19 protein-coding genes and 3 pseudogenes are annotated in these 15,159 nt (G+C 59.3%); 12 read left to right on the top strand and 10 right to left on the bottom strand.

Annotated elements, in window-relative coordinates; genetic code table 11:
- Positions 1 to 217: 217 nt before the first annotated feature.
- From A6F49_RS08150 to A6F49_RS08140, 3 genes are all read right to left on the bottom strand, one after another.
- Positions 218 to 589 (bottom strand): ArsR/SmtB family transcription factor, encoded by a 372-nt coding sequence (locus tag A6F49_RS08150; RefSeq protein WP_043058194.1) that lies wholly within the window; start codon positions 587 to 589, stop codon positions 218 to 220.
- Positions 590 to 780: 191 nt separating this feature from the next.
- Positions 781 to 1,554 (bottom strand): cytochrome c biogenesis CcdA family protein, encoded by a 774-nt coding sequence (locus A6F49_RS08145; RefSeq protein WP_235604919.1) that lies wholly within the window; start codon positions 1,552 to 1,554, stop codon positions 781 to 783.
- A complete protein-coding gene (locus tag A6F49_RS08140) occupies positions 1,551 to 2,174 on the bottom strand; it encodes a TlpA family protein disulfide reductase (RefSeq protein ID WP_043058032.1) in 624 nt (207 codons plus the stop codon). Before A6F49_RS08140 ends, A6F49_RS08145 begins: the two co-directional genes overlap by 4 nt.
- Before the next feature lie 148 nt (positions 2,175 to 2,322).
- Here A6F49_RS08140 and A6F49_RS08135 point away from each other — a divergent pair, with 148 nt between their 5' ends.
- The 9 genes and pseudogenes from A6F49_RS08135 (at position 2,323) to A6F49_RS08095 (ending at position 9,249) form a co-directional block, all read left to right on the top strand.
- On the top strand, positions 2,323 to 2,655 hold the full coding sequence (locus tag A6F49_RS08135) for an ArsR/SmtB family transcription factor (protein WP_043058031.1): 333 nt from the start codon (positions 2,323 to 2,325) through the stop codon (positions 2,653 to 2,655).
- 84 nt (positions 2,656 to 2,739) lie between these two features.
- Positions 2,740 to 3,450, top strand: coding sequence for a DsbA family protein (locus A6F49_RS08130; RefSeq protein WP_043058030.1), 711 nt, complete (start codon positions 2,740 to 2,742; stop codon positions 3,448 to 3,450).
- Between the two features lie 3 nt (positions 3,451 to 3,453).
- Entirely contained in the window at positions 3,454 to 4,113 is a 660-nt protein-coding gene (locus tag A6F49_RS08125; protein WP_043055342.1) for a vitamin K epoxide reductase family protein, read from the top strand.
- Positions 4,114 to 4,184: 71 nt separating this feature from the next.
- Positions 4,185 to 4,349 (top strand): annotated as a pseudogene (locus A6F49_RS08120) (winged helix-turn-helix domain-containing protein); the annotation flags it as partial.
- A gap of 32 nt (positions 4,350 to 4,381) precedes the next feature.
- Positions 4,382 to 4,984 (top strand): cadmium resistance transporter, encoded by a 603-nt coding sequence (locus A6F49_RS08115; protein WP_043055341.1) that lies wholly within the window; start codon positions 4,382 to 4,384, stop codon positions 4,982 to 4,984.
- A 264-nt stretch (positions 4,985 to 5,248) separates the two neighbouring features.
- Complete coding sequence (gene cmtR, locus A6F49_RS08110; RefSeq protein WP_043055340.1) at positions 5,249 to 5,611, top strand: Cd(II)/Pb(II)-sensing metalloregulatory transcriptional regulator CmtR; 363 nt, start codon at positions 5,249 to 5,251, stop codon at positions 5,609 to 5,611.
- A complete protein-coding gene (locus A6F49_RS08105; protein ID WP_043055339.1) occupies positions 5,611 to 7,575 on the top strand; it encodes a heavy metal translocating P-type ATPase in 1,965 nt (654 codons plus the stop codon). The genes cmtR and A6F49_RS08105 overlap by 1 nt, the downstream gene beginning before the upstream one ends.
- Positions 7,576 to 7,776: 201 nt before the next feature.
- Positions 7,777 to 8,226 carry a hypothetical protein gene (locus A6F49_RS08100; RefSeq protein WP_043055338.1) on the top strand — a complete coding sequence of 150 codons (450 nt, stop codon included), beginning with the start codon at positions 7,777 to 7,779 and terminating at the stop codon, positions 8,224 to 8,226.
- A gap of 207 nt (positions 8,227 to 8,433) precedes the next feature.
- Positions 8,434 to 9,249 carry a zeta toxin family protein gene (locus tag A6F49_RS08095; protein WP_161485794.1) on the top strand — a complete coding sequence of 272 codons (816 nt, stop codon included), beginning with the start codon at positions 8,434 to 8,436 and terminating at the stop codon, positions 9,247 to 9,249.
- A 10-nt stretch (positions 9,250 to 9,259) separates the two neighbouring features.
- Here A6F49_RS08095 and A6F49_RS08090 read toward each other — a convergent pair whose 3' ends face one another.
- From A6F49_RS08090 to A6F49_RS18420, 6 genes and pseudogenes are all read right to left on the bottom strand, one after another.
- Positions 9,260 to 9,517, bottom strand: a complete 258-nt coding sequence (locus A6F49_RS08090; protein WP_043055337.1) for a hypothetical protein — start codon at positions 9,515 to 9,517, stop codon at positions 9,260 to 9,262.
- A 35-nt stretch (positions 9,518 to 9,552) separates the two neighbouring features.
- A complete protein-coding gene (locus A6F49_RS08085) occupies positions 9,553 to 9,756 on the bottom strand; it encodes a hypothetical protein (protein ID WP_043055336.1) in 204 nt (67 codons plus the stop codon).
- Between the two features lie 126 nt (positions 9,757 to 9,882).
- Positions 9,883 to 10,671: a DUF4113 domain-containing protein gene (locus A6F49_RS18855; protein WP_150119430.1), complete on the bottom strand. Its 789-nt coding sequence runs from the start codon at positions 10,669 to 10,671 to the stop codon at positions 9,883 to 9,885.
- Positions 10,672 to 10,818: 147 nt separating this feature from the next.
- Positions 10,819 to 11,292 carry a Y-family DNA polymerase gene (locus A6F49_RS18850; protein ID WP_407643834.1) on the bottom strand — a complete coding sequence of 158 codons (474 nt, stop codon included), beginning with the start codon at positions 11,290 to 11,292 and terminating at the stop codon, positions 10,819 to 10,821.
- Between the two features lie 456 nt (positions 11,293 to 11,748).
- On the bottom strand, positions 11,749 to 12,270 hold the full coding sequence (locus A6F49_RS08075; RefSeq protein ID WP_456072989.1) for a recombinase family protein: 522 nt from the start codon (positions 12,268 to 12,270) through the stop codon (positions 11,749 to 11,751).
- Positions 12,271 to 12,358: 88 nt separating this feature from the next.
- Positions 12,359 to 12,481, bottom strand: a pseudogene (locus tag A6F49_RS18420) (acetate kinase); the annotation flags it as partial.
- A 176-nt stretch (positions 12,482 to 12,657) separates the two neighbouring features.
- Here A6F49_RS18420 and A6F49_RS17310 point away from each other — a divergent pair.
- The 3 genes from A6F49_RS17310 to A6F49_RS08065 all read left to right on the top strand — a co-directional run bounded on the left by A6F49_RS17310 (position 12,658) and on the right by A6F49_RS08065 (position 14,903).
- The gene (locus A6F49_RS17310) at positions 12,658 to 12,918 is read left to right on the top strand and encodes a universal stress protein (RefSeq protein WP_082911674.1); all 261 of its coding nucleotides are present in this window, start codon (positions 12,658 to 12,660) and stop codon (positions 12,916 to 12,918) included.
- A gap of 132 nt (positions 12,919 to 13,050) precedes the next feature.
- Positions 13,051 to 13,992 carry a cation diffusion facilitator family transporter gene (locus A6F49_RS08070; RefSeq protein ID WP_043055334.1) on the top strand — a complete coding sequence of 314 codons (942 nt, stop codon included), beginning with the start codon at positions 13,051 to 13,053 and terminating at the stop codon, positions 13,990 to 13,992.
- Positions 13,989 to 14,903, top strand: coding sequence for a DMT family transporter (locus A6F49_RS08065; protein WP_043055333.1), 915 nt, complete (start codon positions 13,989 to 13,991; stop codon positions 14,901 to 14,903). Before A6F49_RS08070 ends, A6F49_RS08065 begins: the two co-directional genes overlap by 4 nt.
- Positions 14,904 to 15,045: 142 nt before the next feature.
- On the opposite strand, the pseudogene A6F49_RS08060 reads toward A6F49_RS08065, so the two are convergent.
- Positions 15,046 to 15,159 (bottom strand): annotated as a pseudogene (locus A6F49_RS08060) (cadmium resistance transporter); the annotation flags it as partial.

The raw sequence follows: 15,159 nt of genomic DNA, 5'->3' as shown, positions 1-15,159 counted from the left end.
CGACATATCCTTACAGGGCCCGGTGTCTCTGCAACAACCAGCATGGTAATGATTGATGCGTCAAGTACGTCGTAGAAAGCAGTGTGGAACCTGAGATCCAGATGGGCCACTGTGATAGTCAAGACATCGTGAATACCAATAGTGGAGGCTCTACTGAACGACGGAGACTTCCCTAGGCTTCTACGCACCAGCCCTGGTTATCTGCTGTGGTCTCGCGCTACTCTGCTGACGTCTCTGCGTCGCCGAGCCGCAGATGCACACAGAGTTGGACACTTTTACCGGTGACTTCTAACATCTTTTCAGCCGCCGCAATCAAAATCTTCAACAACGCTGGCTCTGCTAGGGCATACCAGGTAGCTCGCCCGTCAGGCCGCGGATTGATGAGCTCACATTCTAATAAGAAGCGCAGATGCTTACTGACGGTCGACTGCGCTAGCCCCATATGATCTACCAAATCGCGGACGCGATGTTCTCCTGAGGCTAAATGCTGCACAATGGCAAGTCGCGTCGGATCAGCCAGGGCCTGGAACAAGTGCGCATAGGCTGCTGTGGCAAAATCATCGAGAGCATTGTCGTCGTGCACCGTCATATAGCCATGGTAACCCAACATAACGGTGAAGACGCTTCGTCGGCGTCTTTCTAGCATAGGAGGAGACAGGCGCAGGACGAAGTGCTTACGATCCAGAAAATTGTATGACTGCTCATCGGGAAACCATGGTTGAACGCTTTATGCAACATGCTGGTGATTACCCCAGCCCTAAGCGCCCCGGCGATATGCGCTTAGATGGGGAGTCGGACTTCGTTGGCAAACCAGGTCTGGAGTTCGATGACCCAGGTGCTCCAGATCCCGGAGACCATCAAGATGCCCAGCCCGATGAGCAGTCCCCCGCCCAGGCGGGTCATGGTGTGTTGGTGACGGCGGAAAAACGCCAGGGTGCCGGTGAGCTTGTTGAAGCCTAAAGCGATGAGGATAAAGGGCACGCCCAAGCCCAGACAGTAGACAAAGGCCAGCAACCCGCCACGCAGCGGGTCGGGGGAGCCCGCGGTGGACAGCATTAACACCGCCGAGATCGTTGGGCCAATACACGGAGCCCAGCCCAGTCCAAAGATCACGCCCAGCAGTGGGGCCCCGAGCAGTCCGGCGCGGGGTCGGTAGTTGATTTTGCGGTCGCGTTGAAACCAGGACAGGCCGCCCATAAACGCCACCCCCATCAAGATCACCACCCCGCCGAGCACTTGGGTGAGCCATTGCCCGTCGCGTTGCAGCCAGACAAACACCGAGGAAAACACCAAACCCAATACCACAAACACGAGGGTGAAGCCTAAAACGAACAGGCTCATGCCGGCAAACATCCGGCCGCGTTGTTGGTCGTGCAGATTCACTCCGGTCAGCCCGGTGACATAGCCCAGATACCCAGGCACGAGGGGCAGCACGCACGGGGATAAAAACGACACCAGGCCCGCCAGGATGGCCACGGGCACGGCTAGTAATAGGGAGCCGTCCAGAGCGATTTCGGCAAAGACGTTATTGCTAGCCGTCAGCACGTTCGTCACGATAGGTCCTCGGTCAGCGCGGTGGTCAGCAAGGATCGCAAGGTGGAGTGTTCTGCGATCCCCAGGATGCGGGCTGCGACTCTGGTGTGTCGATCCAGGACCAACGTGGTCGGTACAGCCTGTGGGGAGACATAGTCGCCCATGGCCAGTAACACGTTTCCGGATTGTTCTTCCATGGAGGGGTACTCGATGCCAAAGTTGCGTTCAAAGGCTTGAGCTGTGGGCGGGTTGTCGCGGACATTGACCCCAAAAAAGGCGATATCGTCGCCGAATTCTTCATGCAGGGCTGCTAAGTCGGGGGCCTCCACCCGACACGGGGCACACGCCGCGTACCAAAAGTTCAGCAATACCGGTGCGCCCTGCCAGTCGGCGGTATCCACGGACGTGCCGTCAAAGAGGGTGGAGGTAAACTTCACCGGTTCGCCGCGTTGGTCAGCGGCGATCTCCATCACGGAGCCGTCGCCGGCGATGTAGTTTTTATTGCCGGCGTTGCCGGCCTGGTCGGCTAAGGCATCATTTGAGCTGCACGCGGCCAGTAGTGGCAAAGATAACGTCGCCAACGCTCCGGTCAGGACGTGGCGGCGCGTGGGCTGCGGCTGGTTCGGTGGGAGGGAAGTCACGGTCACCTTCTGAGATCACGGATGGACGCACCCAGCGGATCATGGCCAGATGCCAATGGCCTGCAACACCACCAGACATCACCCGGGGCGACCGGATCGGTGTCAAGCCCTCAGCAATGGTACATGAAAGGCTGTAGTATCTATCAAGATGACCACGACCTCGCTCACCCACACCGCAGCCGTGTCCCGGCTGGGCCATGCCCTATCGGATGAGACCCGCACCCGCATTTTGTTGAGGTTGCGTGCCGGTCGGGCCCGGCCCTCCGAGTTGGCCGCACACCTGGGGGTCTCCAAGCAGGTCATGTCGAATCAGCTGCGGTGCCTGCGCGGGTGCGGGCTCGTGACCACGACCGCCGAGGGTCGCAACATCTGGTACGATCTGGCCGATGCCCGTCTGACCACTGCGTTGGGGGACCTGCTGGAGTTGACCCTGACTATCGATCCGGACTGTTGTTCTGCCCAGGGCTGCACCTGCACATGACCCCAAGGCCAATCCAGGATCGCTGCACTCACCACCTTGTCACAGGCACCACGTTTGTCACCAAACCGAAACGGAGGCTCGTCCATGAGCACCCCTCCCCGCCCGGACACCCCACCCCCAACCTCGGGCACCACCTCGAACAAGGCCAAAGTCATCGTCTGGATGAGTCTGCTTGCCGTGGTGCTGGCCGGCGTCATAGCTCTGCTGGCCGTTAAAGCACAGTCCACTACAGAACCCACCTCCCAAACCGGCCCGCCAGAAGCCCCGCAGGTGGTCCGCCCGGACAGCCGGGTATTGTCCCAAGCGCCCAATGAACAAGCCGTGTTAGTGGAGTTTTTAGATTTTGAGTGCGAAGGGTGCGCTGCTGCCTACCCGGTGGTCGAAGAGCTGCGGGCCGACTACACCGACACGGTGACCTTTGTGCACCGGTATTTCCCACTGCCAGGTCACCCCAACTCGATGACCGCAGCCGTGGCGGTGGAAGCGGCCGCACAACAAGACGCCTATGAGGCCATGTATCAAAAAATGTTTGAAACCCAAGAGCAATGGAGCCACGCCGCCCAGGACCAAAGCCCGGTCTTTCGCGACTACGCCCAAGACCTGGGCTTAGATCTGGCCGCCTATGACGCGGCAGTCGCCGACCCGGCGACCACCGCGCGCGTTGAGGCCGACGTCGCCGAGGGCATCACCCTGGGCGTCCAGGGCACGCCAACCTTTTTCTTGGACGGGCGACCACTGACCCTAGATACCGTCGAGCAGTTCCGCGCCGAACTCGACGCGGCGGTGGCCAACTAAACCATGAACACCCCACCAACCACCCCCACCGCGACCCCAGCTCATCGTCCCACCGACGTCGAGCACCCTGGCTCGTCAATGCCCAGGTGGGCCCGGCACCGGCCCTTCGCCTGGATCCTGTTGATTACCGGCGTAGTGGGTTGGGTGGCCTCGGTCATCTTGGTCTCCGAACGACTCGCGCTGTATCGCAACCCAGAGCATGTCACCAGCTGTGATGTCAATCCCTGGGTGTCGTGCGGGCGGGTGATGGGCACCTGGCAGTCAGAACTGTTCGGCTTTCCCAACCCGTTCATCGGGATCGTGGCGTTTGCGGTGGTGATCGCCACCGCCATGCTGCAGCTCTCTGGCGCCCGGGCCGGGCGCTGGTACTGGCTTGGGCTCCAGGCCGGGGTGACGGCCGGCACGGTGTTTGTGATCTGGCTGTGGTCCCAGGCATTGTTTTCGATCTACATCCTGTGCTTGTACTGCATGATCGTCTGGGCGGCCATGATCCCCATGTTTGTGCTGCTCACGATACGCAACCTGATCCATGGCATCCTCCCGGCACCGTCGAGGCTGGTCCGGTTTGCCGCCACCTGGGCCGGGACCCTGGTGGCCATCACCTATGTCGCCGTCGCCGCATCAGTCGTGGTCGTGTTCTTCCCGGTGCTCACCAGCTCCTAACCGCCCCGCACCCTGCGCTACGGACCAGCGGCCTTTGGGGGATAGGTCAGCACTCAGTGTATGGTCAGTGCATGCTGACCATTGCTTCTCATCTTGATGTCATGAACCGGTGGGGTCGGGCGATGGCCGATCCCACCCGGTCCCGAATTCTCTTATCCCTGCTCGATGCGCCCGGCTATCCGGCCGGGCTGGCCGAGCACATAGGGCTGACCCGAACAAACGTATCGAGCCACCTACGTGGCCGCAGTCAGACTGAGGAGGTTGACGCGTGATACTTTCCTCTATCCTGCAAGCCATCGGGCTCTTTATTGCCACCAACATCGACGACATCATTATTCTGTCGCTATTCTTCGGCCAAGGACAAGGGCGACCAGGAACCACCCGTCGCATCCTGCTGGGGCAATATGTCGGCTTTCTCGGCATTCTGAGCGCGGCAGTGGTGGCGGCTTTGGGAGCTCAGATCCTGTTACCGGAGGCAGTGTTGCCCTATTTTGGTCTGTTCCCCTTGGGGATCGGGTTGTGGGCGGCATGGCAGGCGTGGCAAAATCGCGGCGAAGACGATGACGACGCAGCACAAGTGGAAGGCAAGCAAGTCTCGGTGTGGACCGTGGCAGCCGTGACGTTCGCAAACGGTGGCGATAACCTGGGCGTCTATGTCCCCGTCTTTGTCAGCGTCAGCTGGAGTGCAGTCCTTGCTTACTGCATCGTCTTTTTACTACTGGTGGCCGTCCTGGTGTTTCTGGCCAAATGGATCACCTCCAGAAAACCTATCGCCGAGGCCCTAGAACGTTGGGAGCACATTCTTTTCCCAGCAGTGCTCATTGGACTGGGCCTGGTCATCCTCATCAGCGGTGGCGCTTTCGGGCTATAGGCACATGCGGCAGCAGGAACCTCCTTGAAGATCTACCGCCAGCACAGGCTATTGGTGTCACCAGAACAGTCAAATAGCCTCTTGAGAACGCCCCTGGGGCCTACCGTCCCGAATTCACCTCCTGTACTCTGACCTAACAACGGGCTGACCACCGTGGCAAAAATTCCCACAAGGCCCCAACGAAGACCAGGGCGCCACCGCGGCGATCCTGGCGCATGCAGCGGCACCTTGCCAACAGGTCAGCACACAGCGTATGGTCAGTGCATGCTGACCATTGCTTCTCGTCTTGATGTCATGAACCGGTTGGGTCGAGCGATGGCCGATCCCACCCGGTCCCGAATTCTCTTATCCCTGCTCGATGAGCCCGGCTACCCGGCTCGACTCGCCGAAGACTTGGGCCTGACCCGCACGAACGTCTCCAACCACCTGGCCTGCCTACGCGATTGTGGGATTGTCGTCGCCGAACCCGAAGGCCGACGCACCCGCTATGCGATCGCCGACGCCCACCTGGCCCAAGCCCTCAGCGCACTGGTGGAAACCACCCTGGCTGTGGATGAAAACCAAGCCTGCCTCGATCCGGCCTGTCCGGTCGAAGGCTGCTGCGACACCGCTGGGGGTGCACAGTAATGGCAGACGCATGTGGCTGTGCGGCACCAACCCCGCACCTAGAACCCGAAGAACACACCCCCTGGTGGGGCGATCCTGCCATCCTGATCCCCGCAACCTCCGGGGTCACCCTGCTGGTCGGGCTGGGCTTGGAATGGTTCGGTCACGGACTAGACCTAGCAGCCTTAATCTTATTCTGGGCCTCCCTGCTGTTCGGAGCCTCCCAGTTTGTACCCGGAGCCCTGCGGGGGCTGTTCCGCTCCGGACGGCTCGGCATCGGACTGTTGATGACCATCAGTGCCACCGGCGCGGTGGTGCTGGGGTTCATTGAAGAAGCCGCCGCCTTAGCCTTTTTGTACTCCATTGTCGAAGCCTTAGAAGACCGGGCCATGGACAAGGCCCGCTCGGGGTTACGGTCCTTACTAGCGCTCATCCCGACCACGGCCACCGTCGTGGTTAACGACACCACCCACACGATGCCCGTGGAAACACTGGTCCCCGGTCAACGCCTGCGCCTGGCCGCCGGTGAACGACTGGCCACCGACGGCATCGTCCGGTCTGGGTCCAGCAGCCTCGACGTGTCAGCCATCACCGGAGAATCCATCCCTGTCGCGGTGGCCCCTGGCGACGACGTCCTGGCCGGGTCGATCAACACCTCCGGGACCCTGGACATCGAAACCACGGCCGCCGGGACCGACAACTCGCTAACGACGGTAGTGGAACTGGTCGAACAGGCCCAACATGACAAAGGCCAACGCGCCCGCATCGCCGACCGCCTGGCCCGGCCCCTGGTCCCGGGCGTGCTCATCCTGGCGCTGCTGGTCGCCGTGATCGGTGCCCTATTGGGTGATCCCAGCGTCTGGATCGAACGCGCACTGGTGGTCCTAGTCGCAGCCTCGCCCTGTGCACTGGCGATTTCGGTGCCGGTGACCGTGGTCTCCGGGATCGGGGCGGCCAGTAAATTCGGGGTCGTGTTCAAATCCGGGGCCGCTTTTGAACGTTTCGGCGATATCCGTCAAGTGGCCTGGGATAAAACCGGCACCCTGACCCGCAACCAGCCCACCGTCACCCAGGTGCTCACCACAAACGACACGAGACAACAAGAGGTCCTCGACTGGGCCGCGGCCCTGGAAGCCCATAGCACCCACCCATTAGCCGCCGCCATTACCGCCGCTGCCAGCCACACCCTGACGGCTCACGAGGTCCATGAGACCGCCGGCCACGGGATGACCGGTCTGGTGGATGGCGCTCAGATCGCCGTGGGTAGCCCCCGCTGGCTGACCCCAGGCCCCCTGACCCAGCAGGTAAATGAGCTAGAAGGCCAAGGCATGACCGTAGTCGTGGTGCATCGTGATGACCGGCCCGTCGGCGCGATCGGCGTCCGCGACGAACTGCGCCCCGAAGTGCCAACCGTCATCCGTGGGTTATCCGAAGCCGGGGTAACGTCCACCATGCTCACCGGCGACAACACCCGCACCGCTCACGCCTTAGCCACCACCGCTGGGATTGACGAGGTGCATGCCGAACTCCGCCCGGAGGGCAAAGCCCAAGCCGTGACCGCCATGCGTGAGCATAACCCAGTGGCGATGATCGGCGACGGCATCAATGACGCCCCCGCCCTAGCCTCCGCAGACATCGGCATCGCCATGGGCACGAAAGGCTCCGATGCCGCCATCGAGTCCGCAGACATCGCCTTCACCGGCGAAGATCTGCGACTGATCCCACGCGCCATGGACCATGCCCGGCGGGGACGCCAGATCATCAACCAAAACATCATCCTGTCCCTAGCCATCATCGTTGTGCTGATGCCCCTGGCCATCACCGGCGTGCTGGGACTCACCGCCGTGGTGTTGGTCCATGAGATCGCCGAAGTTTTCGTCATCCTCAACGGCCTACGGGCCAGCCGCACCCCAGCCACCACAGCGTCACCACAGCATCAACCAGTAACGCAACCAGCCTCAGCAACCCAAAGTGCTGGTGAATAGTCGGCATACGAACATGGCAAGACCAGGCCCCAACGCTGAATACATTCATATCGAGGTATACCCGCCTTGACATATCGAAGTCCAGAATATTCACCAAACCCATTAGTGCTAACACAGCCGGTATCGACAAGTCCTACCCATTGCAAATGGGTGATAAGTTGACTTATAATTGGTATTGTTGACTATAAGAGGTGAATGCATATGACCACAGCAGTTCCAGAAGAAGTCCGGCGTGCCGCTCTGTTGCGCACTGCTCAGCAAATTGACTACCTTGATTATCGGCGCACGTTGCGTGTGATCAAAGCTAAAGGCTATTCCCAACGTACCGTAGCTCAGGGGTTAAACATCTCCCAGCCTGCGTTGTCCCAGCAGTTCAAGGGTGTAGACGAAGTGGCTGAGCCACAGCCTGGGTTCTCGGGTGCTGGCCCCTATGAAATTTGTCAGCGCTATGCGATTGGGCAACTAAGCCGTGCTGAGCTCATCGATGAACTCATTCGATGGCCTTATGCTCCAAGTGACACAACCGATGGAGTAGATACTTTGCTGATCGACCCACCGGGCTCTTGGGATGAAGTAGAACAAGCTTGCGATCGTGGATTAATCGATGGTCAGATATACGATGAAGTATTAGATCGTATCGCCATTGACTAGGTTGTGAGCGTGGACCACCAGCACCATAGTGCCAACATTTCCGCCCTGTCTCAATCCAATGGACCATTATCACCCAAAGGGCCAACCGCCACGATCAAGAATCGCGCGTGGTTCCGTCAGCTCCCAACCGGACAGTATCGCCCAACGGACACTCGGAGACAGGTTCATCGGCAACTCCTGAACACTGAACAAGATGTCAGTCCCAAGGTGAAACAAAAAAAGCAAGCGATTGTCTTGGCTGGGCCACCGGGGGCCGGGAAATCAACCGTGCTCCATCAGATTCTGGGCGATAAACACGGTCAGTATCGGGTTTTGGACGCCGATAAGTTCAAAGAAGCCCTCCTCGATACCGCGGTGCAGGACGGCAGTTACAACACCTGGATCAAGCCAGCTGAAGTTCAGGCGCTGGAAGCCCAAGGGCACCGGTTCTATCCGTTAGAACTGGCATCCCTAGTGCATGAAGAATCTTCGATGCTCATGAAAACCTTGCGGGATGAGTCCATCGCACGCGGCGATAACATCGTCATCGACTCAGTACTGTCAGATGAAACCAACGCTCTTGCATTAGGTGAGAAGTTAGAAAAAGCAGGATACAGCATCCACGTGGTCGATGTGGAAGTACCCTTTGAAGTCTCCCAACAACGCATCCAGCAACGGTGGCTCCAAGCCCGACAAGAGGCGGAACAAGACGGATCAGGATTAGGTGGCCGCTGGGTGCCTTCCGAATTTGCGCGCACAGTCTTTGATGGACCAGACGGTAAATCTAAACCTGAACATGCAGCACAACAGCTAGCACAACGCTGTGGCGCAGTCACAGAATATCGCTTGTTTCGGACCACCACTGCACAGGCACAAGCTGCCACAAGTGTTCCCACATTAGAACGCCATTTAGCGCGCGCCACACCCAACGGTCCCCTACTCGACCACGATGTAGCCCAAGTCATGAACCGGACGCAAACCTTCCGGCCAAAAAATCATCTACAACACAACAAGCCCCGTCGCGGACACCGCTTCGAACGATAAATCTGCACGTCTAGCTTCCGGTAACGGGTTCGGTTGTGGTTGATAGAACCTGCAAGCCATGTCCACCTATGAAGTGGTGGAGCTTCTGTTTCTTTAACCAGAGATGTAGTGGCCAAGGCCGCTGATGGAAGTACCCTAGTTCGTACAGCACTTGTCCGGTTCGTTTGTTGAGTTCAATACCGATGACGTGGCAAATCTTGTTTTCTGGGCCTAAAGCACTGTTCACAAGAACGGTGGCACCTAGGGGGATTACATCATATTCTGGCATCGTTGCCTCCTGTGGCATGATAGCGGGGCTGTCGCCTAGTGAGTCCATGCCACATAGATTGCCACGAGTACAAACCCAACTGCGCCGATGCTCATGACGGTCATGTACTGTCGGTTATATTTGGGCACAGGTCGATTCTCGCAAGCGTAGCGCCGCGTTATGCCTGACATTCTCATGACCGCCAGGACCGCAAGGGTGGCCGCGATCAGAAACATCACCACCGTGAATAAATCTTGCATGTACCAACCTTTCTAGTTCCAGATAAACAGTAGTTTGACTTCGCTACCAAGTCGATGACGTGACCGCATTGGTTCGTTAGGATCAGGCACTCTACCGTGCACACCAAGAGTCGTGATCAGCCGTGTTCAGACTGCATGGACGGTGAGTAGTTCGTCCCAGTGTGTGGTGTAGCGCGGTGACATCATCTCACGACGCATTTGCCAGGCGGGGCCTTGTTGTAGGCCAGCCCTACCTAGCCCGATGGCGGTTGTGCCGTGTTCGCTACGGATCTGCTCGATGAGGGGGCCAATCTGCTTGGCTTCGTGGGGAGAGACGAACTCTTCAAACATCGCGTGGACGCCGGAGGGTCGTAGTTCGGTGACCACGATCCCGGCTCGGGCGTATTTCACACCCTCGATGATTTTGGGCAGTAGTGCCTTGGCGGCCTTGGTCAGCACCACCGGATCTGCACTATATCCGGGCAGGGCGACGGTGGCAGCGGGTTGGTGGGATTGGCGATCATTGAAATAGCTCGTCATGGCCCACGCGGTCAGGACTTTAGCTTCGCGCTGGTGGCGATGGAGTCGCCCGGAGGCCATTTGCGCATAGATTCCTAAAACTTGCTCCATACTGTCGCGGCTGGTCACGGGTTCGGAAAAGCTCCGTGAGTAGATCAGCTGGTCTTTGATTTCGCGTTCTTCCTCCATCGGAATACACGCGGTGCCGCGCAGTTCTAACAGGGTGCGCATCTGCACAATGGAGAACTTATTGCGAATATGTACCGGGTCAGCGTCGCGGAAGTCGGCCACAGTAAAAATTCCCATGCCGTTGAGGCGTTTCGTCACCCGCGGGCCAATCCCCCAGACTTCAATCACTGGCAATCGGGCTAGGACGTGTTCGCGCGTGGTGTCGGGGACGCGATCCCAGACGGACACTCCCGCAAGGGCCTCGACTGCCTGGTAGTAGGGTCCTTGTTAGATGTTTGGCTTCGGCGTATGTATGTGGCGGATCTTCTTGTAGCGGTGCTGTATTTTGCCAATAGCCATGCTTGCGATTATCGCGTGCCTGGTCGAATAAGCTACTCACGAATACTCGGCTATACCGGTAGTCTTGGCGATACCCACGCACACCGGCAGTCCAGTCAGCCGCCAGATCTCACGTTTGAGCTGTTCACCGGCGGCTCGAACCTGCGCCAGCGTACCGCGCAGCCCCACAAATGCCTCATCGATCGAATACACCTCGGTCCACGCCGTCATCCGCGACAATATGCCCATCACCCGCGATGACATATCCCCGTAGAGCTCATAATTACTCGAGCGGGCCACAAGCCCCATCTTCTCCGCGCCGGCTTGGAGTTTAAACCAGGGATAACCCATTGGAATGCCCAGTGCTTTGGCCTCATTGCTCAGCGATACGCAACAGCCGTCATTATTGGACAGCACGACGACGGGCCGGTCAATCAAACTGGGATCGAAAACGCGTTCGGCCGAGACGTAGAAAGAGTTCACATCGACTAATCCAATGTAGTCATCTCTGGAGTTCACGTGAGCCGTCACTAGCAACCCCTTCATTAGTGTTCTGACGCCGAGGGAGCTGGCCTTAGTACGGCCAGGCATCCATTCTCCGATGAAGTAAAGCTAGTTCTAAGCAGAAAAATAAAACCAACAAAAACGGAACGTCCAGGTACCGGCCGGGCCTATATGCGTCAGATCCGGTCGTTTTTGACACACTGATCTCGGCGCTTCTCCTATCTTAATTAAGCACCAATGAAATCCACGGTTTCGAATTAAGGATTTTGTCGCAAAACTCAGTGTCAGTTTCTATGTTGCAGATCCTCCACTGTTTCACGAGTATTGCTACATTAGAGGCATGGCACACGCTTTGGGGTGTCATTTTCAGAAGCTGAGTGCATGGATTTCAGAAGGCGGCGTCATGGGCCAATGCCGAGGACCTTTTCCCATCGGGACGGAGCTCCCCTGTCGGAGCGACGTGTCGGTAGAGGGTTTGGCGGGTCACGCCAAGTTCTGTGCACAGCTCGCCAACGTTAGTGCCGGGCTGACCATCGAAGCCTGCGCCAGGCGGACTTGAGCCGGGGTCATTTTGTAGGGCCGACCGCCCTTTCGGCCCCGGGCTCGCGCTGACGCGAGTCCTGCCTTGGTGCGTTCGGAGATGAGTTCGCGTTCAAACTCGGCCAGCGCGGCGAAGATACCAAACACCAATTTGCCCGAGGCAGTCGTGGTATCAATGGCCGCCCCTTGGCCGGTGAGCACCTTGAGTCCCACGCCACGTTCGGTCAGGTCATGAACAACGTTGACCAAATGCCGCAAATCCCGGCCGAGGCGGTCCAGTTTCCACACGATCAACGTGTCCCCAGACCGCAGAGCTTTCAGACACGCCGCCAGCTGTGGCCGATCGTCTTGCTTCCCGGACGCCTGATCTTCATAGATCTGCTCCGGATCCACACCGGCAGCCAAAAGCGCGTCGCGTTGTAGGTCAGTGGTTTGGGACCCGTTTGTTTTTTGAGATTCGTGCATACCCGATCAACACCCTGGTTTTCTCCTGTCATGTATTCGATCGTTTATGTGACAATCCGCCACGGTGTGATCGGCGACCCCGTCCTTCACCGATCCGCTCTATGGCACCCCGGGCGAGCTCCTGTCCGCCCGTTCCCGGTTTGCCGGAGTCGAGTCGGCGCACCGAGTACTTCAGCGATGAGGAGCCGGGGTTGAGTACGAGGACGAGCATCGGTCTGCCTCTTGGGCTCGGGTAGGTCCGGTCAGGCTCCGCATTCGCCTGCTGACGCCTGACCGGCAGCCATCCTGCCAAAGCCAGAAGCCCGCGCCAGGCACGCTTCCGGTCCTGCAGTCCCGTCGATCGCGCCCTGATGCTGGGTGGTAGTCCTCTTGCTTGGTTGAACAACCATGGTAGGCCCGTCCCCATATCTGCGACACTGGGTCAGACATGTGCAGGCGCTGAAGGAGGACAGGTCCGTGGACAACGAGGAGAGTTTTCAGGTCGTGGTCGGTTTGGACGGATCGGACGAGTCAAGGGCCGCCCTCGGCTGGGCGGTGTCCGAGGCGCGTCTGCGCAGGGGAAAGGTCCGGGCCGTGACCGCGTGGCAGCCTCCCGCAGTACCAGTAGGGCCCTGCTACTCTGGCACTGCCAGATGGCGCGGACGTTGACTGGTCACGGCTCGAGCGACAGCCGATTGGAAGATGCTGCGACCTTAACCAATCGGCACCCAACCAGATGGCGTGATGGGAATCGCAGTGGTCCGATCGCGCAGCAGATGACGAAACGGAGGAAGGAAGGCGATGGCTCACGGTAACGGCGGTCGCAGCCACGCGGGGCACCTGCCCTCCAGCGGCGCCGCCCTGGCGATTTCGGCGTGGCTGACGGGGATCTACTTCGTCATCGAGTTGGGCATCGGCCTGTGGACGGGATCGGTGGCGGTGATTTCGGACGCCTTCCACACCTTCTCGGCGGTGGGTGGCGTGCTGGTGGCCATCATCGCCGCCCGACTGGCCCGCCGCCCGGCCGATAAGGACCGCAGCTTCGGTTGGTATCGCGCCGAGATCGTGGGCGCCCTGGTCAACGGCGGCTTCTTGCTGGGCATGGCGCTGGTCGTGATTGTGATGGCCGGCATGCGCATGACCGACCCCGTTGACTTGCCCACTACACCCATGCTGTGGGCGGCGGCCGGTGGCTTGCTCACCGAGTTCATCTCGTTGGGATTGATCTGGAAGCAAAGCCGCAGCGACCTGAACGTCAGAGGCGCGCTGTGGCACATTCTTCAGACTTTCGTCGGCAGCCTGCTCATCATCGTCACCGCGCTGGTGATCCGCTTCACCGGGTTCTTGCTGATCGATCCGCTGCTCGGAATGGCCTTCGGCTTCGTCCTGGTATGGGCAAGTTGGGGCATCCTGCGCGACGCCACCCATTTGCTGATGGAGGGCACGCCCGCTGAGATTCGCCTGGGTGAGGTGACCGAAGCACTGGAAGCGCTCGACGGCGTTGAAGGCGCCCATCACGTGCACGCTTGGGCACTGACCAGTGGACGTTACGTGTTCTCCGGTCACCTGCGCATCGCCGACGGGGCCGATCCACAGGCTGTGCTCCAAGCCGCCTCCAGCATGCTCAAGGATCAGTACGGCTTCTTCTTCGCCACACTGCAGGTGGAGGCCGCCTACCTCGACGAGTCCGACGCCGAAGCGATCGATGACATGCGTGAGACGCGCAAGAAGGGACAGGCGTGAGAACCCTCCTTCTGCTTGCCTTGATCACGTTCTCCGAGGCGACCATCGGTGTGTTCGTCAAGCTCACCGACGGGCGGATCCCAATCCAGACGCTGACCTTCTATGCCATGGCCTTCGCAGCGACTTTCCTGTTCATAGCGCGAGCCCTGGCAACTCGGCAATGGCCCCGCTTTCCCGCGGGCAACGTCAAGGACACCGCTATCATCGGCGTGCTGATCGCGGCCCAGGGCGGCGTATTCAATTTCGCGATGTCGCTTGTACCTATCGCCAACGCGGTGATCTTCTGGAGCATCGCGCCGTTCTTTGTGTTCATCTTTTCGGCGATTTTCCTCGGCGAGAAGGCGCGAAAAAGCTACATCCTGATATTCGCTATCGCCCTGGCCGGCATTGCGCTGGCCAACCCGCTCGGTGGCGGCCATATGCTGGGAAATTTCGTGGCGCTGGCCACCGGGGCGATCTACGCCGCGATGGTCACCTACATGCGCTACGAGGGTAAAACCGAGACCGGGAACGACATCGCCTGGTCACTGCTGGTCGCCGCACTTTCGCTTTCGCCGTTCCTCCTGATCGTCGGCCCCGGCCAAGTGGCGACGACGATCGCGCATCCGGCACTCGGCGTGGAACTGCCGGTGATGCTCTGGGCCGCGGGCCTGGGCATCGTCTCCACAGGTTTCGCCTACTTCGGCATCTCCATCGTCTTGAAGTCGATCGATGCCAATGTCTATGCCCTGGTCGACATCATCGTCTCGCCGGTTGTAGCCTCCATATTCGGATATCTGATCTTCGCAGAGGTGCCCGGACGACGCATCATCTATGGTGGCGCCTTGCTGCTCGCCGCCGGCTTATGGCTGACCCGCGAGATGTCGCGGGGCCGAGAGAACCAAGCCGTGCACCCATGCCAATGCGTCTAATCTGTGACTGTTAACTTCATTTGGCGGTTTTTTGCAGGTTCGTTTGGCGGTCTTCGTCGTGTCGCTTGCCGGTCCGAGAGAATGGGAATGACTGGCCTGAAGCATGTTAGCCACTCAGAATATTCCGTAGTGTGGCCGTTGCTTACAGTCCGAAGGCTCCGCCGCTGACGAGGATGACGATACCTAGGCCGATGAGGACGGCCGGAAAGAGAATATGTTCCCACCGTTCCAGGGCTTCTGCAATGGGTTTTCTGGA

It is taken from the genome of Enteractinococcus helveticum, assembly GCF_001657475.1.
Classification (GTDB): domain Bacteria; phylum Actinomycetota; class Actinomycetes; order Actinomycetales; family Micrococcaceae; genus Yaniella; species Yaniella helvetica.
The sequence above is the reverse complement of the archived record's forward strand: the minus strand, read 5'-3'. Positions and strand labels throughout refer to the sequence as shown.